Source organism: Planosporangium thailandense (assembly GCF_011947195.1).
Classification (GTDB): domain Bacteria; phylum Actinomycetota; class Actinomycetes; order Mycobacteriales; family Micromonosporaceae; genus Planosporangium; species Planosporangium thailandense.
The window spans coordinates 228,438-251,930 of the sequence record NZ_JAATVY010000004.1 but is presented as its reverse complement, the minus strand read 5'-3'; the positions used below and the strand labels follow the sequence as shown (position 1 = coordinate 251,930).

General features: G+C 72.3%; 23 protein-coding genes and 1 pseudogene. 3 read left to right on the top strand and 21 right to left on the bottom strand.

Annotation, left to right across the window (positions count from 1 at the left end; all coding sequences use genetic code 11):
• Positions 1–3: 3 nt before the first annotated feature.
• From hisH to HC031_RS08790, 6 genes are all read right to left on the bottom strand, one after another.
• Complete coding sequence (gene hisH / locus HC031_RS08815) at positions 4–615, bottom strand: imidazole glycerol phosphate synthase subunit HisH (RefSeq protein ID WP_167924700.1); 612 nt, start codon at positions 613–615, stop codon at positions 4–6.
• Positions 616–1,224: an imidazoleglycerol-phosphate dehydratase HisB gene (gene hisB, locus HC031_RS08810; RefSeq protein ID WP_167924699.1), complete on the bottom strand. Its 609-nt coding sequence runs from the start codon at positions 1,222–1,224 to the stop codon at positions 616–618. It lies immediately after the preceding gene.
• Positions 1,221–2,297, bottom strand: a complete 1,077-nt coding sequence (locus HC031_RS08805) for a histidinol-phosphate transaminase (RefSeq protein ID WP_167924698.1) — start codon at positions 2,295–2,297, stop codon at positions 1,221–1,223. Before HC031_RS08805 ends, hisB begins: the two co-directional genes overlap by 4 nt.
• A complete protein-coding gene (gene hisD / locus HC031_RS08800; protein ID WP_167924697.1) occupies positions 2,294–3,583 on the bottom strand; it encodes a histidinol dehydrogenase in 1,290 nt (429 codons plus the stop codon). The genes HC031_RS08805 and hisD overlap by 4 nt, the downstream gene beginning before the upstream one ends.
• A gap of 116 nt (positions 3,584–3,699) precedes the next feature.
• Positions 3,700–4,383, bottom strand: a complete 684-nt coding sequence (locus HC031_RS08795) for a hypothetical protein (RefSeq protein WP_167924696.1) — start codon at positions 4,381–4,383, stop codon at positions 3,700–3,702.
• 33 nt (positions 4,384–4,416) lie between these two features.
• Positions 4,417–4,776 (bottom strand): hypothetical protein, encoded by a 360-nt coding sequence (locus HC031_RS08790; RefSeq protein WP_167924695.1) that lies wholly within the window; start codon positions 4,774–4,776, stop codon positions 4,417–4,419.
• A 143-nt stretch (positions 4,777–4,919) separates the two neighbouring features.
• Between HC031_RS08790 and HC031_RS08785 the strand changes: the two genes are divergently transcribed.
• The 3 genes from HC031_RS08785 to HC031_RS08775 are packed head-to-tail and all read left to right on the top strand — an operon-like array spanning position 4,920 to position 8,307.
• On the top strand, positions 4,920–6,920 hold the full coding sequence (locus tag HC031_RS08785) for a sensor histidine kinase (RefSeq protein ID WP_167924694.1): 2,001 nt from the start codon (positions 4,920–4,922) through the stop codon (positions 6,918–6,920).
• Entirely contained in the window at positions 6,908–7,552 is a 645-nt protein-coding gene (locus HC031_RS08780) for a LuxR C-terminal-related transcriptional regulator (RefSeq protein WP_167924693.1), read from the top strand. Before HC031_RS08785 ends, HC031_RS08780 begins: the two co-directional genes overlap by 13 nt.
• Before the next feature lie 41 nt (positions 7,553–7,593).
• On the top strand, positions 7,594–8,307 hold the full coding sequence (locus tag HC031_RS08775; protein WP_167924692.1) for an LON peptidase substrate-binding domain-containing protein: 714 nt from the start codon (positions 7,594–7,596) through the stop codon (positions 8,305–8,307).
• Here the strand turns inward: HC031_RS08775 and HC031_RS08770 are convergent.
• The 15 genes and pseudogenes from HC031_RS08770 to HC031_RS08700 all read right to left on the bottom strand — a co-directional run bounded on the left by HC031_RS08770 (position 8,222) and on the right by HC031_RS08700 (position 23,478).
• Positions 8,222–8,935 carry a DUF2567 domain-containing protein gene (locus HC031_RS08770; protein WP_167924691.1) on the bottom strand — a complete coding sequence of 238 codons (714 nt, stop codon included), beginning with the start codon at positions 8,933–8,935 and terminating at the stop codon, positions 8,222–8,224. The two genes, HC031_RS08775 and HC031_RS08770, sit on opposite strands and share 86 nt — an antisense overlap.
• A gap of 47 nt (positions 8,936–8,982) precedes the next feature.
• Positions 8,983–12,519, bottom strand: a complete 3,537-nt coding sequence (gene dnaE, locus HC031_RS08765; RefSeq protein WP_167924690.1) for a DNA polymerase III subunit alpha — start codon at positions 12,517–12,519, stop codon at positions 8,983–8,985.
• A gap of 90 nt (positions 12,520–12,609) precedes the next feature.
• Positions 12,610–13,416, bottom strand: a pseudogene (locus HC031_RS08760) (MinD/ParA family ATP-binding protein); the annotation flags it as partial.
• A 367-nt stretch (positions 13,417–13,783) separates the two neighbouring features.
• A complete protein-coding gene (locus HC031_RS08755; protein WP_167924688.1) occupies positions 13,784–14,587 on the bottom strand; it encodes a hypothetical protein in 804 nt (267 codons plus the stop codon).
• Complete coding sequence (locus HC031_RS08750) at positions 14,584–15,513, bottom strand: RluA family pseudouridine synthase (protein WP_338090549.1); 930 nt, start codon at positions 15,511–15,513, stop codon at positions 14,584–14,586. Before HC031_RS08750 ends, HC031_RS08755 begins: the two co-directional genes overlap by 4 nt.
• Positions 15,506–16,165, bottom strand: coding sequence for a signal peptidase II (lspA, locus tag HC031_RS08745; RefSeq protein ID WP_420813619.1), 660 nt, complete (start codon positions 16,163–16,165; stop codon positions 15,506–15,508). The genes HC031_RS08750 and lspA overlap by 8 nt, the downstream gene beginning before the upstream one ends.
• Positions 16,138–16,578: a TraR/DksA family transcriptional regulator gene (locus tag HC031_RS08740; RefSeq protein ID WP_167924687.1), complete on the bottom strand. Its 441-nt coding sequence runs from the start codon at positions 16,576–16,578 to the stop codon at positions 16,138–16,140. The genes lspA and HC031_RS08740 overlap by 28 nt, the downstream gene beginning before the upstream one ends.
• Before the next feature lie 711 nt (positions 16,579–17,289).
• The gene (locus HC031_RS08735; RefSeq protein ID WP_167924686.1) at positions 17,290–17,586 is read right to left on the bottom strand and encodes a DUF167 domain-containing protein; all 297 of its coding nucleotides are present in this window, start codon (positions 17,584–17,586) and stop codon (positions 17,290–17,292) included.
• A gap of 19 nt (positions 17,587–17,605) precedes the next feature.
• Complete coding sequence (locus HC031_RS08730) at positions 17,606–18,466, bottom strand: hypothetical protein (RefSeq protein WP_167924515.1); 861 nt, start codon at positions 18,464–18,466, stop codon at positions 17,606–17,608.
• A 112-nt stretch (positions 18,467–18,578) separates the two neighbouring features.
• Positions 18,579–19,370, bottom strand: coding sequence for a DivIVA domain-containing protein (locus tag HC031_RS08725; RefSeq protein ID WP_167924685.1), 792 nt, complete (start codon positions 19,368–19,370; stop codon positions 18,579–18,581).
• 54 nt (positions 19,371–19,424) lie between these two features.
• A complete protein-coding gene (locus HC031_RS08720; protein WP_167924684.1) occupies positions 19,425–19,718 on the bottom strand; it encodes a YggT family protein in 294 nt (97 codons plus the stop codon).
• 17 nt (positions 19,719–19,735) lie between these two features.
• A complete protein-coding gene (locus HC031_RS08715; RefSeq protein ID WP_167924882.1) occupies positions 19,736–20,347 on the bottom strand; it encodes a cell division protein SepF in 612 nt (203 codons plus the stop codon).
• Between the two features lie 123 nt (positions 20,348–20,470).
• Positions 20,471–21,211: a YggS family pyridoxal phosphate-dependent enzyme gene (locus tag HC031_RS08710; RefSeq protein WP_167924881.1), complete on the bottom strand. Its 741-nt coding sequence runs from the start codon at positions 21,209–21,211 to the stop codon at positions 20,471–20,473.
• A 116-nt stretch (positions 21,212–21,327) separates the two neighbouring features.
• Positions 21,328–22,434 carry a cell division protein FtsZ gene (ftsZ, locus tag HC031_RS08705; RefSeq protein ID WP_167924683.1) on the bottom strand — a complete coding sequence of 369 codons (1,107 nt, stop codon included), beginning with the start codon at positions 22,432–22,434 and terminating at the stop codon, positions 21,328–21,330.
• A 288-nt stretch (positions 22,435–22,722) separates the two neighbouring features.
• Complete coding sequence (locus tag HC031_RS08700) at positions 22,723–23,478, bottom strand: cell division protein FtsQ/DivIB (RefSeq protein ID WP_167924682.1); 756 nt, start codon at positions 23,476–23,478, stop codon at positions 22,723–22,725.
• Positions 23,479–23,493: the final 15 nt, after the last annotated feature.

Below are 23,493 nucleotides of genomic sequence, written 5' to 3'. Positions count from 1 at the left end.
TTCTCACAGCGAGCCGACCCAGTTGGCGAGCAGCGCCGCCCCGGCGTCGCCGGACTTCTCCGGGTGGAACTGGGTCGCCGACAGCGGGCCGGCCTCGACGGCGGCCGCGAACGCCGCGCCGTGGGTCGCCGTGGCCACCGCGGCGCCCTCGACCGCCGGCGGCGCCGCGTAGGAGTGCACGAAGTAGAAGCGAGTGTCGGGCGAAAGGCCCCGACCCAGCAACGACGAAGCGGGCCAGTCGACGGTGTTCCAGCCCATGTGCGGCACGACCGGCGCGGACAGCCGGGTCACCGTGCCGGGCAGCAGCCCGAGCCCCTTCGTGACCACGCCATGTTCCGCACCGGCGGAGAAGAGGATCTGCATACCGACGCAGATGCCGAGCACGGGCCGGCCGTCGCGGACCCGCTCGGCGATGACCGGGCCGGCGCCCGCCGCGTCGATGCCGGCCATGCAGGCGGCGTAGGCGCCGACGCCCGGCACGACGAGACCGTCGGCCGCGCGGGCCGCGTCGAGATCAGCGGTGACGGTGACGGCAGCGCCGACGCGTTCGAGGGCCCGCTGCGCCGAGCGCAGGTTGCCCGAGCCGTAGTCCAGGACGACGACGCGCGCCGCCACCTACAGCACCCCCTTGGTACTCGGGATGCCGGCGCGCCCGTCCAGCGCCACCGCCTGGCGCAACGCCCGGGCGACCGCCTTGAACTGCGCCTCGACGACGTGGTGAGCGTCGGGCTGGGCGCCCGGCCGGGACGCGCGCAGCACGCTCACGTGCAGTGTGATCCGTGCGGTGTGGCCGAACGACTCCCAGATGTGGCGGGTCAGGCTCGTCGGGTACACCGGGCCGATGTACGGGGCGATGTTCGTCGGCTCGTCGTGCACCACGTACGGGCGCCCCGACAGGTCCACGGCCGCCTGCACGAGCACCTCGTCGAGCGGCACGATCGCGCTGCCGAAGCGGGTCACGCCGGCCTTGTCCCCGAGCGCCTGGGCGAACGCGGTACCCAGCGCGAGCGCGGTGTCCTCGACTGTGTGGTGGGCGTCGACCTCGAGATCACCTGACGTCTGCACGCGAAGGTCGAACCCGCCGTGCTTGCCGAGCTGCGCGAGCATGTGGTCGTAGAAGCCGATGCCGGTGCTGACCTCGACCGAGCCGCTGCCGTCGAGGTCGACCTCGACGAGCACCTTCGACTCGTGCGTGTTGCGCTCCACTCGTCCGGTGCGGCTCACGGCAGACTCCGATCCAATGCGGCCAGGAAGGCGTCGGTCTCGTCGGGGGTACCGGCGGTGACCCGCAGCCAGCCGGGCAAGCCGACGTCGCGGATCAGCACCCCGTGATCAAGCATGCGCCGCCACACCCCGGCGCTGTCGGCCAGCCCGCCGAACAGGACGAAGTTGGCGTCGCTGTCGGCAACGGAAAGACCCCGGGCGCGCAGCTCGGTGACGATCCGGTCGCGCTGCACCTTGATCGCCTCGACCGTGCCGAGCAGCGTGTCGGCGCAGGCCAGCGCCGCGCGGGCGGCGGCCTGGGTCAGCGCCGACAGGTGGTAGGGCAGGCGGACGAGCTGGACGGCGTCGACGACGGCCGGGGCGGCCGCGAGATACCCCAACCGGGCGCCGGCCAGGGCGAACGCCTTGCTCATCGTGCGGGAAACAACCAACCGCGGGTACGCCGGGAGCAGCGTCAGCGCGCTCGGGGTGCCGGGCCGGGCGAACTCGGCGTACGCCTCGTCCACGATGACCATGCCGGTCGCCTCGGCCGTCACCGCCTCGATCACGTCCATGGGCATCGCCGTGCCGGTCGGGTTGTTCGGCGAGCAGAGGAACACCACGTCCGGGCGGTGTTCGCGCACCTGTGCCACGGCGTGCTCCACGCTGAGCGTGAAGTCCTCGGCGCGCGTACCGTCGATCCAGCGGGTGCCGGTGCCGACCGAGATCAGCGGGTGCATCGAGTACGCCGGGGTGAAGCCCAGCGCGGTGCGCCCCGGCCCGCCGAAGACCTGCAGCAGCTGCTGCAGGATCTCGTTGGAGCCGTTGGCGGCCCACGTGTGGGCGGCCGTCAGCCCGTGCCCGAGGTAGGCGGCGAGGTCGGTGCGCAGCGCCACCGCGTCGCGGTCCGGGTACCGGTTGAGGTCGCGCAGCTCGCCCTGGAGCGCCTTGGCGATGGCGTCGACGACCTCGTCGGGCACCGGGTACGAGTTCTCGTTGGTGTTGAGCCGCACCGGCACGTCGAGCTGGGGCGCGCCGTACGGCCGCAGCCCCCGCAGCTCGTCGCGCAGCGGCAGGTCGGTCAAGTCGGTCACTGGTCGAACCTCACGCTCACGGCCTGACCGTGCGCCGGCAGGTCCTCGGCCTCGGCGAGGGTGACGACATGGCCGGCGACGTCGCGCAGCGCCTCCTCGCTGTACTCGATGAGCTGCACGCCGCGCAGGAACGTCTGCACCGACAGGCCTGAGGAGTGCCGGGCGCAGCCGCCGGTGGGCAGGACGTGGTTGGAGCCGGCGCAGTAGTCGCCCAGCGACACCGGCGACCAGGCCCCGACGAAGATCGCCCCGGCGCTGTCGACGCGCTCGGCGACCGCGCGGGCGTTCTCGGTCTGGATCTCCAGGTGCTCGGCGCCGTACGCGTCGACCACCCGCAGCCCCTGGTCGAGGTCGTCGACGAGGACGACGGCCGACTGCTCGCCGGTGAGCGCCGTGGTCACCCGCTCGGTGTGCTTGGTCGCGGCGACCTGCCTGGTCAGCTCGGCCTCGACGGCGGCCAGCAGCGTCTCGGACGGTGTGACGAGCACGCTCGCCGCGAGCGGGTCGTGCTCGGCCTGGCTGATGAGGTCGGCGGCGACGTGACGCGGGTCGGCGGTGTCGTCGGCGAGAATCGCGATCTCCGTAGGGCCGGCCTCGGCGTCGATGCCGACGGTCCCCTGTACGAGTCGCTTGGCGGCGGTGACCCAGATGTTGCCCGGCCCGGTGACCAGGTCGACCGGCTCGGACTCTTCGGTCCCGTAGGCAAACAGCGCGACCGCCTGAGCGCCGCCGACCGCGTACACCTCGTCGACGCCGAGCAGCCCGCAGGCGGCGAGCACGAGCGGGTGCGGCCGGCCGGTCTCGCGCTGCGGCGGGCTCGCGACGGCGAGCGACCGCACGCCGGCCACCTGGGCCGGCACGACGTTCATGACCACGCTCGACGGGTAGACCGCGCGGCCGCCCGGTACGTACAGCCCCACCCGGCGGACCGGCCGCCAGCGCTGGGTGACCGTGCCGCCGGGCACGACCTGGGTCGTGTGATCCTCGCGGCGCTGGTCGGAGTGGACCTTGCGGGCCCGGACGATCGCCTCGCGAATCGCCGACAGCAGCGCCGGGTCCAGGGCGTCGACCGCCGCCTCGATCTCGGTCGCGGGTACCCGCAGGGTGTCCAGCCGGACGCCGTCGAAGCGCTCCGTCGCCTCGATGACCGCCCGGGCGCCATGGTCGCGGACCGCCTCGACGACCGGTCGCACCCGCTCCATGGCGGCGGCGACGTCGAGGGCGGCGCGGGGCAGCAGGCGGCGCGGGTCGGCAGACGAGCCGCGCAGGTCGATCCGGTTCAGCACACCTGAAGTTTAGGCGGCTCTCACGGAGCGAGACGTGCTCCGTCCAGTGAGTGAGACCTACGCGGCACCGCCCGGGCGCGCCGTCGGCGTACCCGGGCGGTGCCCGAGGGCGTGGCTCAGGTCGCCAGGGCCGGCGTGGCGGCCACCACCTCGGGCGACCGGCCGAGCAGCCGCGCCCCGACGACGGCGAACCCGACGGTCTCCAGGAGCGCCCCGGTCACCTCGAACCACTCGCTGCCGACGATCAGCCCGATCACGTGCAGCGGCGGCCATGCCATCACCGCCGCCGCGGCCCAGACCGGCACGCGGTGACTGCGCCAGAGCGCGAGGCCCAGCAGGAACGTGCCGACCAGGTTGCCGAGGACGAACAGCAGGAACACCCAGATCACCAGCGGGTTCTGCTGGCTGGCGTCGAGCACTGCCGCGTACTCGGCGCGCGGCCCGTCGTTGTCCACCATCGCGAGCGCGGTGAAAGAGCTCTGGGCGACGGAGAAGTAGCAGATGTACCCGGCGGCGACGAGGACGCCGCCCACGAGGCCGAGCCTGGCGGCCCGGTCTCCGATCAGCCGCATGGCGCCGATGGCGGCCGGCACCATCAGCAGCGAGCCGAGCATCGCGGCGAGGATGGCGGCGCTGAGGATGGTCGGGTGTGCTGCGGCGAGGGCGAGGGCGTTCGCGCCCGTGCTGTCGTCGCCGCCGTTGCGGGTGGCCCAGGCGTACGAGGCGTTGGCGACGACGAAGCCCCAGGGCGCCAGGAACAGCGAGACGGCCAGCCCGGTGCGGCCCAGCACTGTGCTCATGGTGGCACTCCCCTTCTTCGGTACGGACGGCGGTCAGGCGACGGCGGGCTGGCGGCGCAGCTGCGGCGCGACGAGCGCGACCGCGAGCAGCGTGATGACGATGCCCACCGCCGCGACGATCCGCGCCGGGGCCGGCACGCCGTCGGCGATGAACGCCGGCACCGCGGTCACCGCCGCCAGCAGCCGGGTCACGACGATGGTCGTCACCCCGCCCCGGCGTCCGCGCCAGGCGAGCACGATGCCGGCGACGGTCAGCAGTCCGATGGCGGCGATGACGAGGCCGATCGCCAGCGGCGGGTGCTCCCCGTCGCTGGTGATCGGGGTGGTGATGTCACCCAGGGCGAGCAGGCCTGCGATGACGAGGCCGGTGACGAAGCCCTTCGAACGGCTCATGGTGCGCTCCTCCGGTACGGGGTCGGCTGATGTACGCCGAAGTCTTCGCCGGGCGCGGCCGGAGGTCATCGGGGCTGTCGCGGGTCAGATCTACGTGCTGGCACGTATCCCCATCGACGCTTTCGCGGCCTACCGTGAGGCGCATGCCGGGCACCCGACACCTGCCGCGCCGGATCGCGTACGCGACGGCCCTGCTCACCCTGCTCCTCGCCGGGACGGCGGTAACACTCGCGGCTCTGTCCGGCAGCGGCTACGCGCTGTGGTACGTGAGCGTGGGCGTCCTGCTCGGGCTCGTCTCCGTCGCGCTCGGGCTGGTGGTCGCCGGCCGCCGACCGGACAACGCCGTCGCGCCGCTGCTCGTCCTGGTCGGCCTGATCCCGATCTGGATGACCGGCAGCGACAGCTACGGCGCGGCCGTCGCCCACCGGCCGGATCTGGTGCCCGTCTCGGCGCTCGTCGTCACCCTGCAGCCGGGCACCTGGATGTTCCTGTACGTGCCGCCGGCCCTGCTGGCGCTGCTGTTTCCCACCGGCCGGCTGCCCGGGCGACGCTGGCGCTGGGTGGTGGCCGGCCTCGTCGTGGTGCCGGTCGCGTTCACGGTCCTCGCGGCGCTCGACCCGACCCCCTTCCCGGCGCCGTTCGCGCACGTGCCGCACGCGTTCGGCACCGTGCACGGCACGGCGTTCCGGATCGCCCAGGTCGCCGCCATCGCGCTGCTGCCGGTCCTGCTCGGGCTGCTCGCCGCGACCGCCGCCGCCATGGTCGTGCGGTACCGGCGGGAGCCCGACGAGGTACGCCGCGCGCAGGTCAAGTGGTTCGCCCTCGGCGCGCTGTTCGTACCCGGGACGCTGCTGCTGTGCTGGTGCAGCTACCTGTTTCTCGACGGGCCGGACCTGGTGCTGGTCGGGCTGGCCGCCACGTTCCTCGCCGTCCCGACGGCCACCGCGATCGCGATCCTGCGCCACGACCTGTACGACGTGGACCGCGCGATCAGCGCCACCGTCACGTACGGCATCGTCACGGCCGGCCTGCTCGGCTTCTACACCGCCGCGACGCTGCTGGGCGGGCTCGCGCTCGGCCGGCGGTCAGCGGTCACCGCCGCGGTGGCCACCGCGCTGTGCGCCGCCGCGCTGGCGCCGCTGCGTACCCGGTTGCAGCGGCGGGTGGACCGGCGGCTGTACCCCCGCCGGCAGGCGGCGCTCGCCACCGTGGAGGACCTGGGTCGGCGTACCCACGCCGGCACCGCCCGGCCGGAGCAGCTCGAGGCGGCGCTCCGGGTGGCGCTGCGCGACCCGCAGTTACGGGTCGGGTACCGGCTGCCCGGCACGACCACGTACGTCGACGCGGCCGGCGCGCCGCTGGAACCGGCCGGGCGGCGGCCGGTACCGGTACGCCTCGGCGGCGAGGAGATCGGCGTCCTGGTACCCGGCGGCGCCGCCTCCCGTGAGCTGCTACGTGAGGTCGCCGGAGTGTGCGCGCTGCCGGTCGAGGTGGTCCGGCTGCGCGCCGAGCTGCGCCAGGCGCTGCGCGAGGTCGAGTCCAGCCGCGCCCGGCTGCTGCACGTCGGGTACTCCGAGCGCCGCCGGCTGGAGCGCGACCTGCACGACGGCGCGCAGCAACGACTGGTGTCGCTCGGCATGGCGCTCCGTCTGGCGCAGCGCCACCTCGGCGACGGCTCGGTCGACGTCGATGGCGTGCTCGACCAGGCCGTCGCCGAACTCGGGACCGCCGTCGCGGAGCTGCGCCAGATCGCGCACGGACTGCGGCCCAGCAGTCTCGACGACGGGCTCGCGCACGCGCTGACGACGATGGTCGGCACCGTGCCCGTGCCGGTGACCCTGGACGTGTGCCCCGACCGGCTGCCCGACGAGGTGGCGACCACGGCGTACTACGTGGCGAGCGAGGCCGTGGTCAACGCGGTCAAGCACGCCGACGCGGCGACCATCGGGCTGCGGGTCGCCCGCGTGGACGGCCGGCTCACCGTACAGATTCGCGACGACGGCCGGGGCGGGGCCCGGCTGCTGCCCGGCGCCGGCCTGGCCGGGCTCGTCGACCGGGTCGCGGCGGCCGGCGGCGGGCTCCGCCTGACCAGCCCGCTCGGCCACGGCACGCTGGTGGAGGCGGAGCTGCCATGCGGATCGTGATCGGCGAGGACTCGGCGCTCTTCCGCGAGGGGCTCGCCCGCCTGCTCGCCGACGCCGGGCACGAGGTGGTCGCCAAGGCGCCCGACGCGCCGTCTCTCGTCGCCGCGGTCGACGCGACCGGGCCCGATCTCGCGATCATCGACGTCCGCATGCCACCCGACCACACCGACGACGGCGCCCGCGCGGCGCGCGAGGTCCGGGCCCGCTGGCCCCAGCTCGGCATCGTGCTGCTGTCCCAGCACGTGGAGACCCGGCACTCGGTGGAGCTGGTGGCCGGTGGCCGGTTCGGGTACCTGCTGAAGGACCGGGTGTTCGACGTCGACGACTTCCTCGACGCGCTGCGCCGGGTGGCCGCTGGCGGTTCGGCGCTCGACCCGGAGGTGGTCGGGCGGCTCATCGGGGGCCTGCGGACCAGCGATCCGCTCGCCTCGCTCACCGCCCGGGAGCGGGAGGTGCTGGCGTTGGTCGCGGAGGGCCGCACCAACGTGGGCATCGCCCGGCGACTGTGGTTGACCGAGCGCACCGTCGAGACCCATGTCGGGTCGATCATGAGCAAGCTGGGGCTGGCGGCCACCGACGAGGACCACCGCCGCGTCCTCGCGGTACTGGTGTACCTCGGGCAGAGCCGCTGACCCTCGGGGTGCCCGAATTCCCGTCGGATACGCTCAGCGGCGTGACCGCAGCGCTTCCGCTGTTCCCCCTCGGCACCGTCCTGTTCCCGGGCCTGGTGCTACCTCTGCACATCTTCGAGGACCGCTACCGGGAGCTGGTCCGCGATCTCATCGCCCTGCCCGCCGACGAGGCGCGCGAGTTCGGCGTCATCGCCATCCGCAGCGGCTGGGAGGTCGAGCACGCCACGCCCGGTGGCGAGCCGGCCGCCGCGCCGACCCCGGGCTCCGCGCCCAGCCTGTACGACGTGGGGTGCAGCGCCGTGGTGCGGCAGGTCACCGAGCATCCGGACGGCCGCTTCGACATCGTGACGGTCGGCCGCCGCCGGTTCCGCGTCCTGGACGTGGACACCACGTCGGCGGCGTACCTCAACGCCGAGGTGGAGTGGCTGGACGAGGAGCCGGGCGAGCCGGGGCTGGCCGACGCGATCGCCCCCGGCGTCCTGGCCGTGTTCCAGCGCTACCTGCGCATGATGCGCGGCGACGCGCTGCCCGTCGGCGAACAGCTGCCCGACGACCCCAACGTGCTGTCGCACCTGGTCGCGGCCACGACCACGCTGACCCTCGACGAGCGCCAGCAGCTGCTGGCCCTGCCGGACACCGCGAGCCGCCTGCGGACCGAACGCAGCCTGCTCAATCGCGAGGTGACGCTGCTGGATCAGATCCGGGCGGTGCCGGCGAACCTGTCGGAGCTGGCGACTCCGTCGGCTCCGAACTGATCCCATCCGGGTGCTCGGCGGGTACCGCCGGCTGACGCAGGTCGGGCTCGGCGTGGAAGGCCGCCAGCAGCAGGTACATCGCCGTGGCGGTCACCGCCTGCACCAGGACCGCGCCCTGCGCGCGCGGAAGGAATCCGAGCCACAGGCCGGACGAGCCGGACCGGACGGCCGGCGGGCGCGGGAAATGCGTGCCCACCCGGGCGTGGGACAGCAGATACCGGTAGTGGTCGTATCCGATGATGTGCCCCAGCCATGCGGTCAGCACCCCGCCCACGGCGCAGCCGACGGCCAGCCCGAGCAGCATCAGCGGTCCACGCCGCCGGTGCAGGAGCCCCCAGACGGCCATCGCGGCGATCAACCCGACGGCGAAGGTGAGCAGCACGTACGAGCCGTCGGCGGCGACGAAGCCCTCCGGCTCCGACTGCACGGTCGTCGGCCCCTGGTCGGTCATCACGAACTCGACCTTGGGCGTGATCACCCGCCACAGCAGGCCCAGCGGCAACCCGAGGACGGCCAGCGCCACCGCGACGGCGAGCGCGATCAGCGCCTCCCGCCGCCATCCCCCGTCGCGCGCCGGGGGCGGCGCCGGGTCGGGATCCTGATCGAGGGCTGCGGCGGGGGTCGTCACAGCCGCGATCCTGCCACGCCCGGCGGAGCGCGCCCACCCGGCACCGCTCAACCGGCCAGCGCCCCCGGGCCCAGCAGCGCCTCGAGGTCGCCCATCAGCGCGGGCGTCGGGTCGACCCGGTGCGGACCGAGCCGCAGCACGGTCGTCTTCGTACCGTCGACCAGCTTGAGGTGTACCTCGGCCGGGCCCGGGTGGTTCTTGAGCACGTCGCGCAGCCGCTCCACCAGCGGGGGCGTGCACCGCTGCGTGGGCAGTGCCAGCACCACCGGTTCGGCGTCGGAGTCCACCGTGCGGTCGGGCAGGGACAGGTCCATCGCCATCAGGCGGGGCTGGTCGTCGCGGCGGTCCACCCGGCCCTTCACGACGACGATGGCGTCCTCGGCGAGGTACTGGCCGACCAGCTCGTACGTGTTGGGGAAGAACAGCACCTCGACCGCGCCGGTCAGGTCCTCGAGCGTGGCCGAGGCCCAGGGCCGTCCCTGCTTGGTGATCCGGCGCTGCAGGCCGCCGAGGATCCCGGCGAGCGTCACGACCTGGCCGTCGGCGATGCCGCCCTCCTCCGTCAGCGCCGCGATCTGCCGTTCGGCGGCCCGGTTGAGGACGTGCTCGTAGCCGTTGAGGGGATGGTCGGAGACGTACAGGCCGAGCATCTCCCGTTCGAAGGCCAGCCGGTCGGGTTTGTCCCACTCGCCCGCCGGGATCGGCGGCGCCGCGACCAGCGCCGGCCCGTCGGCCGGGTCGTCGTCGCCGAACATCGAACCGAACAGGTCGAACTGCCCGACCGCCTCGTTGCGCTTGACGTCTCCGAATACGTCGATCGCGTCGGCGTGCACCGCCAGGAGGCCCTTGCGGGGGTGCCCCAGTGAGTCGAACGCGCCGGCTTTGATCAGCGATTCGATCGTCTTCCGGTTGCAGACCGCCGCGTCGACCTTGCGCAGGAAGTCGTAGAAGTCGCGGTATGGACCCTTCTCGCGGCGGCAACGGATGATCGCCTCGACGACGTGCGCGCCGACGTTGCGCACCGCGCCGAGTCCGAACCGGATGTCGGTGCCGACCGCGGCGAACCGCGCCTGCGAGGCGTTGACGTCCGGCGGGAGCACCTTGATGCCCGTCCGGCGGCACTCGGCCAGGTAGACGGCCATCTTGTCCTTGTCGTCGCCGACGCTGGTGAGCAGGGCGCTCATGTACTCGGCCGTGTAGTTGGCCTTGAGGAAGGCCGTCCAGTACGACACCAGGCCGTACCCGGCGGTGTGCGCCTTGTTGAACGCGTAGTCGGAGAACGGGACCAGGATCTGCCACAGCGTCCGGATCGCGTCGTCGGAGTACCCGTTGGCCCTCATGCCGGCCGCGAACGGCTCGAACTCCCGGTCGAGGATCTCCTTCTTCTTCTTGCCCATCGCACGGCGTAACAGGTCCGCCTTGCCCAGCGAGTACCCGGCGAGCTTCTGGGCGATCGCCATGACCTGCTCCTGGTAGACGATCAACCCGTAGGTGTCGCCCAGGATGTCGGCGAGCGGCTCGGCCAGCTCGGGGTGGATGGGCACCACCGGTTTACGGCCGTTCTTGCGGTCGGCGTACTCGTTGTGCGCGTTGGCGCCCATCGGCCCGGGCCGGTACAGCGCGAGCACGGCCGAGATGTCTTCGAAGTTGTCGGGCGCCATCGAGCGCAGCAGGGCCCGCATCGGACCGCCGTCGAGCTGGAACACCCCGAGCGTGTCACCACGCGCGAGCAGCTCGTAGGTGGGCTTGTCGTCGAGCGGCACCTCTTCCAGGACCAGGTCGACGCCCCGGTTGGTCCTGATCGCCGCCAGCGCGTCTTCGATGATCGTGAGGTTGCGCAGGCCCAGGAAGTCCATCTTGAGCAGGCCAATGGTCTCGCAGGCACCCATGTCCCACTGCGTGATGATCGCGCCGTCCTGCTCGCGCTTTTGGATCGGAAGCACGTCGAGCAGCGGCTCGCGCGACAGGATCACGCCGGCCGCGTGTACGCCCCACTGCCGCTTGAGCCCCTCCAGCCCCTTGGCCGTGTCGACGACCTTCCGGACGTCGGCGTCGGCCGCGTAGAGCTGGCGGAGCTCGGCCGCCTCCGCATACCGCGGATGGGACGGGTCGAAGATGCCCGACAGCGGGATGTCCCTGCCCATCACGGCGGGCGGCATCGCCTTGGTGATGCGGTCGCCGAGCGCGAACGGGTATCCGAGCACCCGCGCCGCGTCCTTGATCGCGGCCTTGGCCTTGATCGTGCCGTACGTGATGATCTGCGAGACCCGGTCCGCGCCGTACTTCTCCGTGGCGTACCGGATCATGTCGCCGCGCCGGCGCTCGTCGAAGTCCATGTCGATGTCGGGCATCGACACCCGGTCGGGGTTGAGGAACCGCTCGAACAGCAGGCCGTGCGCGAGCGGGTCCAGCTCGGTGATGCCCAACGCGTACGCGATGAGCGCCCCCGCCGCGGAGCCGCGCCCCGGTCCGACCCGGATCCCGACCTCCTTGGCGTGGGCGACCAGGTCGGCGACGACCAGGAAGTAGCCCGGGAAACCCATCTCGCAGACCACGTCGAGCTCGTACTCGGCCTGCCTGCGGTGGGTCTCGGGCACCCCGCCCGGGAACCGGCGGGCCAGGCCCCGGCGCACCTCGGCGCGCAGGAACGACTCCTCGGTCTCCCCCGGCGGCACCGGGAACCGCGGCATCAGGCTGCGCGGGGCGAAGACCGCGGCGTAGTCGCCGATCCGCTCGGCGATCTCCAGGGTGTTGTCGCAGGCGCCCGGGACCTCCGTGTCCCAGAGCTTGCGCATCTCGTCGGCGGACTTGAGGTAGAAGTCGCGGGCGTCGAACTTGAAGCGCTTCGGATCCGCGAGGGTCGAGCCGGACTGCACGCACAGCAGCGCCTCGTGGGCGTCGGCGTCGCCGGGGTACGTGTAGTGCAGGTCGTTGGTGGCCACCGGCTTGAGGCCGAGCCGCTTCCCCAGGCGCAACAGGTCGGCCCGGACCCGGTTTTCGATGTCGAGGCCGTGGTCCATCAACTCCAGGTAGAAGTTGTCCGGGCCGAAGATGTCGCGGAGCTCCGCCGCCGCCGCGCAGGCCTTCTCGAAGTCGCCGATGCGCAGCCAGGTCTGCACCTCGCCGGAGGGGCACCCGGTCGTGGCGATGAGGCCCTTGCCGTACTCGTGGAGAAGCTCCCGGTCGGCCCGCGGCTTGTAGAAGTAGCCCTCGAGGCTGGCCCGCGAGGCGAGCCGGAACAGGTTGCGCAGGCCGTCGGCGTCGGCGGCGAGCATGGTCAGGTGGGTGTACGCGCCGCCGCCGGAGACGTCGTTCTCGCCGCCCTCGGCCCACCGCACCCGGGTCCGGTCCCGCCGGTCGGTGCCCGGGGTCAGGTACGCCTCCGTGCCGATCACCGGCTTGATGCCGGCTGCGGTGGCCTGCTGGTAGAAGTCGAAGGCGCCGTAGAGGTTGCCGTGGTCGGTCATGGCGAGGGCGGGCATGCCCATCCGGGCGGCCTCGGCGAACAGGTGCTTCAGCCGGGCCGCACCGTCCAGCATCGAGTACTCGGTGTGCACGTGCAGATGCACGAACGAGCCGCCCACGCCAGCTCCGCCCCCCTTTCGCCACAGGCCCCCCGCGTGCCCGTCGGAGCGATGTTAGCCCCGGGGACCGACAAGGCCGTGGCGGTCGGGTCAGCGGGCGAAGGGCTCCAGGATGGTCGCGGTCGCCCGCAGCCAGGCCCACTTCGTGGCCGGGTGCAGCATCGCGTAGTCGATGTTGGAGCCGCTCTCGAGCTGGGGGTCGTACGGGACCACGGCGACGGCCCGGGTCCGGTTGCGGAAGTGCGCCGCGAGGTCGTCCAGCAGCGGCGACCTGGTCGGCGTCGGGCAGGACAGCAGCGTCACGGCGTTCTTGACCATCCGCCCGAGGCCCGCCTCCTCGAGCAGGTCGAGCATCCAGTCGGCGGTGAACGCGGCGTCTTCGCGCGGCACGGTCGTGACCACCAGCTGGTCAGCCGACTGGATCACCGTGCGCCAGTTGGGGCTCTCGACGTTGTTGCCGGTGTCGACGCAGACCACGTCGTGGGTACGGCAGAGCACCTCGAGCACCCGGCGCACGATGTACGGGTCGAGCTTCTGCGCGAAGCGCGGATCCTCCTCGCCGGCGAGCACGTCGTAGGTGCCGTCCGAGGCGTGCTTCAGGTAGTCGTCGAGGCGCGCCCGCAGCTGGATCCCGTCGTGAATCTCGAGCTGCGCCAGGTCAGCGAGCAGGTGGCGGATCGTGCGGGCATGCCGGGCGCTGCCGGCGCGCAGGCCGAGGGTGCCGCGCAGCTCGTTGTCGTCCCAGGCGATCACGCCCCGGCCCCGGACGCTGCCCGCCGTGGCCGCGGCGAGTGCGGTCGCGGTCGTCTTGTGCACGCCGCCCTTGGGGTTGGCGAAGGCCAGCACGCGCGGGCCACCCAGGTCCGCGCGGATGACGGCGGCCGCCCGGTCGGCACCGTCGGGCTCGGGAGCGGGCGCGGGCGTGGGCTGCCAGCGCAGCGACGGGCGGCCATCCGGCTCGAGCTCGTCGAACTCGGGTGCCCGGCGGACGGGACGGTCGTCGTCGAACTCGGGTGCCCGGCGAACGGGACGGTCGTCGTCGTCGACGAGGATCTGCTCGCTCGCCCGACCGTGCCGCGCACGCTCGAGCAACGCCCGCCAGCGCGGGGTGGGCTCGGCGGATCGACTCCAGCCCGCCTCGGTGCCCAACGTTCGCCCTCCTGCCACCTGCGTACCGCCCACCACCAGGCTACGGACCGGATCGATATCCGACCACACTCGAATTGTTCATACGGGCCACGATGCCCGTTGGGTTCAACGGGGGTCAGCCCGACGGGGATGCTGCGGGTTGCCCAGAATTGTCCGGTGGGACGGCCAGCTCGCGCTGTTCGGGTAGCGGCGGTAGGAACACCGCCCGATCCAGTTGCTGTACCTCCGGCGCCGGGTCCACCACCCGTACCCCGTCGCGGTGGGCCAGCTGGTCGAGCGCCGCCGGGGCGGCCCGCACCACCGCCGCGTACACACAGGCGCAGTGCGCCCGGTACGCGGCCGCCTCGACGGTGGCGATGTGCTGGCCGGACGTGTACACGGCGCGCAGGTCCCGCTCGGAGTCCGTGGTGCCCAGCCCGGCGACCAGGCGCGCGTAGTCGGCGGCCTCGGCATTCTTTTTCGCCGCGATCCGGTCCATTCCGGCGGTGACGTCGGCCGGCACCCGGAAGGCGTCCAGCCGCACGATCTGGGTCTGCAGGTTCGACGCGGGCACCCGGGCGTACACCTGGCTCAACGCGACTCCCGCCAGGACCGGCGGGAGCTGGTCGGGGGCGAGGTAGGCGCCGAAGGTCACCAGCGCGACGGTCTCGCCGGTGTGCCCGCCGGCCACCAGGGCTGCCAACTCCGCGCGGCTGCGCTGCGCGTAGTCGGGGATGGAGGCGCCGTCGGCCACCCCGACCCGGACCACGGAGCCGGAGGTGGTGTCACGGGCCGCCGTGCCGGCGCCCCGGCCGGCCAGCCACACCGTCGTCGCGGTCACCGCGATCGCGGCCAGCATCGCGATCAGGACGAGGCCGCGCAGGCGGGCGGCGCCGCGCCGCAGTCGCCGCAGCACGCCGAGCGGACCGCTCAGGCTCATTCGTCACCGCGCAGCACCGACAGGGCGTGCGCCAGGTCTTCCGGGTACTCACTGGTGAACCGCACGTACTCGTCGGTTTTCGGGTGCACGAAGCCCAGCGAGCGGGCGTGCAGCCACTGCCGCGTCAGCCCCACCCGGGCGGCGAGGGTCGGGTCGGCGCCGTACGTGAGGTCCCCCACGCACGGGTGCCGCATGGCGGAGAAGTGCACGCGGATCTGGTGGGTACGTCCGGTCTCGAGGCTGATGTCGAGCAGGGTCGCCGCTGGGAACGCTTCCACCGTGTCGTAGTGGGTGACACTGGGGCGCCCGCCGGCCACCACGGCCCACTTGTAGTCGTGGTTGGGGTGGCGGTCGATCGGCGCGTCGATCGTGCCGCGCAGCGGGTCGGGGTGGCCCTGGACGATGGCGTGGTACCGCTTGTCCACCTCGCGCGCCTTGAACGCGCGCTTGAGGACGCTGTACGCCCGTTCGCTCTTGGCCACCACCATCAGGCCGGTGGTGCCGACGTCGAGCCGGTGGACCACGCCCTGCCGCTCAGCGGCTCCGCTGGTCGCGATCGTGTGGCCCATGGCGGCGAGGCCGCCGATCACGGTCGGCCCGGTCCAGCCCGGGCTCGGGTGGGCCGCGACCCCGACCGGCTTGTCGACAACGACGATGTCGTCGTCGCTGTAGATGACTTTCAGACCGGCCACCGGCTCGGCCACCACCCGCACCGGTGCTTGCGGGCCGGGCAGCGTCACCTCGAGCCACGTGCCGGCGCTGACCTTCTCCGACTTCGACCGCGGCACCCCGTCGACGAGCGCGTCACCGGCTTCGACGACCGCGGCGGCAGCGGTCCGGGACAGCCCGAACAGCCGCGAGATCGCCTGATCCAACCGCAGACCGTCGAGGCCGTCGGGTACCGGCAGGGAACGATGCTCAGCCACGTGCGGAGTCTGACACAGCCGCCTGGTCGCGATCGCGGGTACGGGTGCCGTCGACCCGCCGGCCGGTGAGTTCGAGCAGGAGCGCGAGCGCGACACCGACGCACAGCGCCGAGTCGGCGGCGTTGAACACCGCGAAGACCTCGCCCCGCGGCGCGAAGAGGCTGACCATGTCGACCACGTGGCCGACCATCGGCCCCGGGGCTCGGAAGATCCGGTCGACGAGGTTGCCCACGGCGCCGCCCAGGACGAGGCCGAGCGCGATCGCCCACGGCACCGACCGCAGGCGCCGGGCGGTCCAGACGATCCACGCCGCGACCGCCATGGCGATCACCGGAAAGACGAAGGTGTACCCCGTGCCGAGGCTGAACGCCGCCCCGCTGTTGCGAATCACGTCCAGGTAGACGGCGCCGCCGAACAACCGGACCGGTTCGCGTCCGGCCAGCTCGCTCACGGCGAGCTGCTTGGTCACGAGGTCGATGCCGAGCACGACGGCGCTGGCCAGCGCGAGCACCGCGATCGGGCGGCGGGAGCGCGCCGATGCGCCCGGCACCGGCGTGGCGGCCTCCCCGCCCGACGGCGTGGTCTGCCCCAGGCTCTGGTCGCTTGCCAACGCCTTCTCGCCGTTCAGCGCCGCTCCTCCAACTGCTTGCACGTCACACAGAGCGTAGCCGAAGGGAACGCCGCCAGCCGCTCGACCGGGATGGTGTTACCGCACCGCTCACACCAGCCGTACGTACCGTCATCGAGACGCTCGAGCGCCCGCTCGACCTGGCTGATCCGCTCCTGGATGCTGTTGGCCAGCGAGATCTCCTGCTCACGCTCGAACGTCTTGGTGCCGGTGTCGGCCTGGTCGTCGCCGGCCGAGTCGGTCAGCCGGTCGCGCTGCAGCTCGGCGATCTCCGACATGGTCTGGTCGTACTCGAGCCTAAGCTCGTCACGGCGCTCGGACAGCGCGGCGCGGATCTTCTCGGTCTCGGCCGCCGAGCGCGCGCGGGGCGCCTTGCCCGTGCCGGTCTTGGTGCCCGCCGCCTCGGTGGCGGTCTTGCTGTCGGCGGTCTTAGCCATCGTCGCTCCCTCGGCCGCGGTCGTCCGCGGCGGTTACCGGTGCTTGGCAGCAGGGGTTGGAGTGGTCGCGGCCACCCCGGTCGGCGCGGGGGCACACCGGCGGGACGCCCCGACCGAGGGCCGCACCGGGGTGTCGGGCCCCCACGGGGTGATCGGACGCCGTCAGGAACGGCGCGGAGTGGGCGATCGGCGCGTCCGGCCGTACCGATGCGCGTGGTACGTTCGCCCCAGAAGCGGCCGGCGTGCCGGCGGCTACCGGCAGGGCCGGCGTGCCGGCGGCTACCGGCAGGGCCGGCGTGCCGGCGGTCAGGCTCACCGCTCGCGAAGCCGTCCCGAAAGTCGCCTTTTTCACGCTTTTGGAGGGTTCAGCGAAGCCATCGCCCGCCGTAATGTTTCTGACGGGACGCGGCTGATCAGGGGCACCGCTCATCGCGGCGCGCCAACGCACCGCGATCGCCCGAGCCGCCATGGCGTCCCCCAAAATACAAAACGGGCGCGTGACGAAACCGCCACGCACTCCAGAGAGTGGCAAGAATACGGAACGTGCGTGCGTCCGACAACGTCCCACGCAATGTGAGCAGACCGGAGTGCTCGATTTCGCGTTAGGCGTTCCGCCCTCGCCCTTGACTTCGCCGTTGCATACCCACCCGTATCGTCCTTCAATCCTGTGGCATCCGGAATCGGACGACGGACCCGACATCGGGTAACGGCTCAGCTCGACGGGTCGCGCAGCCGCCGCACCCGGTCGGCCAGATCCGGCGGCGGCGGGTCGACAGCGAAGATCTTGTCCCGGCTGGTCGCCCCGGAGCGCAGACTGACCGTCGCGGGCCGCAGCTGGAGCGCGTCAGCGAGCGCCCGACGTGCCGCCTCCGTCGCCCGCCCGTCCACGGCCGGCGCGGTCACCGCCACCACCAGCGCGGCCCCGTGCGGCCCGGCGTAACCCCCGCCCACCCGGGTACGTGACGAGCCGGGCTTGACCCGGACGGCGATCGTGAACACGTCTCCCATTCTGCGTCCGCCCCGGCGGTCAGGCCCGATGGTCGTCGGCCAGCAGCGCCGTGGCGGGTTCGCAGAGGCCACACGGCGTGAAGCCCAGTTCGACCGCCTCACGTACGGGCAACCGCTCGCTCTCCCGCATGAGCAGGTGGACGCAGCCGGGCAGGTGGTAGCGCGGCCGACCGTCGATCACCACCACGGCGTCGTCCAAGCCGGCCAGCCGCTCCGCCTCGGACCCGGCCAGCGGTTGCGCCACCGGCTCGTCCGGTGGTTCCTCGTCGTCGGAATCGCCAAGATCACCAGGGTCGTCGACGTCACCGACACCCGCCAGGCCGCCGAGACCGTCGAGGCCTGCACGGTCGGCGGCGGGGCTGACCCCGTTCGGTCCGCCGACGTCGCGGCGCTCACCGGAGTCGTCGGCGGCGGAGATCAGCAGCTGCCCCGAACGGGTATGAGTCGGGCTCGGCGCGCCGACGCTGGCCGGCTGGCGCTGCACGGCGCCGTCGCCACCCCCGACGCGGGCCGGCGCAATCTCCTCGGTCCGGACCTGCGAGAACTCCTCGTTCACCGGCACCGGACCGACGTGGTCGCCGACGTCCGGCTGGACACCGGCGACGCGGTCGTCGGACGGGTCGCCACCGACCCGGCCGCGCTCGCCGCCGGGTTGGTCGGTGGAGCTCTCAGCGGGGTGGTCGGCGGGGGCGGCACCGACGCGTCCACTCGCGGCGTCGGCCGGCTGCGCGCCGAACTGCCGGCCACCAGCCACAAGGGAGATCGCGGCGAGCAGGCTCGCCGCGATCGAGCCGATCAGATATGGACCCGAGCCACCGGCCAGGCCGACCACGAGAAGTGCCACCGCGCCGATCGCGAGAAGCAGACTTGCGACTATCACCGCATACCCTCCGGGGCAGCCGTGCCGACCAGTCACCTTGTCTGACGTACGGACCCCGGATGGTCGAGCACACGGCGGCGCGTCGTGCAGGCGACCCGCCGCCGTGGGTCAGTCAGCGTCCTCCGTCGATCGCGGACCGGGCACCGTAGGCGCCGGCCAGCGTCGCCAGGTTGCCCGAGTTGCCACCGGCCGACCGGCCGTTCTCGGACCGGGTGAGGTCAGCCTCCAGGCCCTGGGCGCGCCCGTCCAGGTCACGCAGCTGGCTCTCGAGGTATGCCTTCAGGCGGGTGCGGTACTCGCGCTCGAACTGCTTGAGCTCCTCGATGTGCTTCTGCAGCGCGGTGCGCTTGGTGTCGAGCCCGGCGATGGCCTCCTGGTGCCGCTGGCGCGCGTCCCGCTCCAGGGCGTCCGCCTTGGCGCGCGCCTCGCGGGTGACCTCCTCGGCCTTCGCCCGCGCGTCGGACAGCAGCTTGTCGGCCTCGCGACGGGCGTCGTTGACGTGGTCGTCGGCCGTGCGCTGGGCCATCATGAGCACGCGCAGCGCCTGCTGCTCGCCGTCACCGCCGCCCACTCCGGGGCCCTGCGAACGAAGCTGCTCGAGCTCGACCTGCATGCTGCGGGCCGCCTGCTCGGCTGCCGACTTGTCACGCTGAACGCGGTCGAGCTGGCTCTGCAGCTCGGCGAGCTCAGCCGCCAGGCGCGAGTCCGAGCCGCCACCGCCGACGACGCGGCCGCCACCGCGCTCGGCCTGCGCCCGCAGTTCGTTGTTCTCTTCGATCAGACGGGCGAGTTCGCGCTCGACCTCGTCCAGGAAGGCGTCGACCTCCTCCTCGTCGTACCCCCGCTTGCCGATAGGGGGCTTCTTGAATGCGACGTTGTGGACGTCGGCCGGGGTCAGCGGCATCGAAACTCCTCGGGTCAGTTGCGGCCGCGTGGCGTCGTCACTACGGGCTGTCACCTAGATCAGACGCCGTACCACGACGTTCATCAGCACGTACAGAATAATCAGCAGCACAAGGGAGGCCAGGTCGACACTCACAGTACCAATACGAAGCGGCGGGATCACTCGCCTCAGCGCATTCAGCGGAGGGTCGGTGACGCTCCAGACAATTTCGAGCGTTGCGGCTGCTCCGCGCCCCGGATGCCATCGCCGACCGTACTGGAGCACGGCCCCCATCACGAACCTCGCGAGGAGGATCAGGAAGAAGGCGTACAGCAGCAGGTAGACGACCTGCATGGCGACCGATAGCACGGTGGTCCGGTCCTCGCTCAACTCTGGTTGAAGAACCCACCCTCGGCGATCTTCGCCTTGTCTTCTGCCGTGACCTGGACGTTGGCCGGCGAGAGCAGGAACACGCGGTTAGTGACGCGCTCGATCGTACCGCGAAGGCCGAACGCGAGACCCGCCGCGAAATCAACCAGTCGTTTAGCGTCCGCCTCGTCCATTTCGGTGAGGTTCATGATGACTGGCACGCCATCGCGAAAATGCTCGCCAATGGTCCGTGCTTCGTTGTACGTGGTCGGGTGCAGCGTCGTGATCTGGTAACGACGCTCGTCCTCTTCGGCCTGGGTCGCCGGGCGCTCGCTGACCCGCGGGGCGAGCGCCAGGTTCTCACGGGTCGGGTAGCTGACCGTCGGCGACGCCGAACGGGCGATCGACCGCACGGTGGAACGTTCGGAACGCGCCTCCCGCTCCGCGGCCAGCCGCTCGGTGACCCGGGTTCGCGTGGACACGACCGGCTGCTCGTCGACCTCGTCCTCATCGGCGAAGTCCTCGCCGTACCGGTAACCACGGTCGTCGTACCCACGGTCGCCGTACGCGCGCTCGTCGTCGTCCTCGACGAGGCCAAGCCAGACGCCTGCCCTCCGCATTGCTCCCATGCCGCGCCCCTTACCTCTGTGCGGCACTGCCCCGTGCCGTGCCCCCAACCCGCGTCGACACTGTGCCCGGTGCCGACTTCGGCAAAACCACATTGATGTAGTTTCGATATCCCTATCGGCAGGCTACCTCAGCGGCGGGCGTTTCCCGAGCAACGCGGCACCGATCCGGACGTGTGTCGCGCCGGCCGCTATGGCCGGTTCCAGATCGGCGCTCATGCCCGCCGACACGATCGTCGCCTCCGGATGTTCCCTGCGTACGTCCGCCGCGATGGCGGCGAGCCGATCGAACGCCGAGCGCGGATCCCACGCCAGCGGCGCCACGGTCATCACCCCCCGCAGCCGCAACGCCTCCGACTCGACCACCGCCGCCACCACCCGCTCCAGCTCGCGCTCGGGAACGTCCGCCCCGACCGCGGCGCCGCCGCGCTCCAGGTCACCGTCGAGGCTGACCTGTACGAGCACGTCGAGCGGGCGGTCACGGTGCCGGGTGGCGGCACGGTCGAGCGCCGCCGCGAGCGCCACGCTGTCCACCGAGTGGACCAGGTCGGCGTACCTGGCCACCGACTTGGCCTTGTTTCGCTGCAGTTGGCCGATGAAGTGCCAGCGCACCGGGGCATCGGAGGCGGCCAGCTCGGCGGCCTTCGGCGCGGCCTCCTGGTCCTTGTTCTCCCCGAGGTCGTGCACTCCGAGATCGACCAGGTGCCGCGCGTCGCTGGCCGGATAGGTCTTGGTGACCGCGATCAGCGTCACCTCGTCCGCATCCCGGCCCGCGTCGGCGCAGGCCGCCGCGATTCGCGCGCGTACGTCCGACAGCCGACGCGCCAGCTCCGCACGCCGCGCTTCGGCCCCTTCCTCGACTGCCATAGTCACCAGATATACGGTGTCGCCGCCCCGGGCCCGGGCCCGGGGCGGCGACACCGTCACCTCCGTCCTGTCGTCACCCGGCGCGCCGCGCGGGCCGCCGTCGCCGTGGCACCCGGTCAGGCGCCGTTCTTGAGGAAGTCGGGAACGTCGACGTCGTCGAAGAGGACGCGGCGGGGCGTCGACTGCACCGCGGGGCGGGGCGGCGCCGCCGGCGGGGCCGGGGGCTCGACCGGAGGAGCGGCCTTGCGGGGCGGCTCCGCCGGCTTGTAGGCGGGCGCGCCGCCGTCGAAGCCGGCCGCGATGACGGTCACCCGCACCTCGTCGCCGAGCGCGTCGTCGATGACGGCGCCGAAGATGATGTTGGCGTCCGGGTGCGCAGCATCGGTGACCAGCTGCGCGGCGTCGTTGATCTCGAACAGACCCAGGTCGGAGCCGCCGGCGATGGACAGCAGCACGCCGCGCGCGCCGTCCATGCTCTGCTCGAGCAGCGGGCTGGAGATCGCCGCCTCGGCGGCCTCCACCGCCCGGTTGTCGCCGCGCGCGCTGCCGATACCCATCAGGGCGCTGCCGGCGCCGCTCATCACGCTCTTCACGTCGGCGAAGTCGAGGTTGATCAGACCCGGCGTGGTGATCAGGTCGGTGATGCCCTGGACACCGGAGAGTAGCACCTGGTCGGCCTGCCGGAAGGCGTCCATCATGCTGATGCCCCGGTCCCCCAGCGCGAGCAGCCGGTCGTTCGGGATCACGATGAGCGTGTCGCACTGGTTGCGCAGCTCCTCGATGCCCGCCTCGGCCTGAACCTGGCGCCGCTTGCCCTCGAAGGAGAAGGGCCGGGTCACCACACCGATCGTCAGCGCGCCGAGCTTGCGGGCGATGTTGGCGACCACGGGGGCGCCGCCGGTGCCCGTACCGCCGCCCTCACCGCAGGTGACGAAGACCATGTCGGCGCCCTTGAGCACCTCCTCGATCTCGTCGCGGTGGTCCTCGGCGGCGTTCTTGCCGACCTCGGGCTGCGCGCCGGCGCCCAGACCACGCGTCAGCTCACGTCCCACGTCGAGCTTGACGTCGGCGTCACTCATCAGCAACGCTTGGGCGTCCGTGTTGATCGCGATGAACTCGACGCCCTTGAGCCCGACCTCGATCATCCGGTTGACAGCGTTGACGCCGCCGCCACCGATGCCGACGACCTTGATGACCGCCAGGTAGTTGTGCGGATGTGTCATCGGACGTGCCTTTCCCCTTGAGTATCGTCGAGCACCGGTCCGGTTTGGGCGCCCGCGTCGGGTGCGCCCCTCACGGGCGGCGTCCGCTTCGTGCAGACGGCGCGAGGGTCGCAAAACCCTCACCCTTTACTAGAGGCTTATAGTTATGTCAACTAATGCCTGGGGGAAAGGTATGTGGCGACCCGCCGCGATCCAAGGACCGACCTCGGCGTGTCGTGAGGTCGACGGCCAATAAACCTTCCCGACGTCACAAACGGCTGAAAATCGCCGGCGGACGGCCACGGCCGGTCAACGAGTGGTAACCACCGACGGGGCACTGACGTCCGTCACCTTCTGACCGGCCCCCATCAACGTGAGCGCGACGCGCGCCTTGTCGTCGTTCTGCGTCGCGTCCCCCCAGACGATCTGGTGGCCGTCACGCAGTTCCAGCCGGATGCGGGCCGGTGCGTCGGCCACCAGCGCCGCCATCGGCTCGCGCAGACCGGACGGCAGCGCGGCGAGAACCGTCAGCGCCGCGGCGGTCGTCGGATCGTGCGGGCCCGGGCTGCGCAGCTTGAGCAGCGGCAGCGCGGCCGGCTGGCGCGCCGACCAGTCGAACACGGTGCCGGTGTGGTCGATGACCGCGTACCGGCCTCCCATCGGCACGGCCGCCGTCGGGGTGCGCTCGACGACGCGGACCACGAGAGTACGCGGCCAGGAGCGGCTCACCGTCACCCGGTAGACCGGCGGCAGCGCGCCGACCCGACGGGCGACCGCCGCCGGGTCCACCCGCACCAGTGGCGTGCCCGGCGCCACCCGGGCCGCCGCGCGCACCTGCGCGTCGCTCGCCAGCCGGGCGCCGACCACCCGGACCCGAGCCACCCCGAGCAGTGGAGTCGTGTAGACGACCGTGCCCGCCAGGGCGAGAACCACCACCACGCCGAGCGCGACCAGCCAGGGCCTGGCCGCGCGCAGCCGGCGTCGACGGGCCCGCTGCGAGAACCGGCGCACCGTGGCGGGAACCGCGTCACGGCGCGCCCGTACCAACCGCCAGCGACTGCTCAACTACGCTTTCGTCCG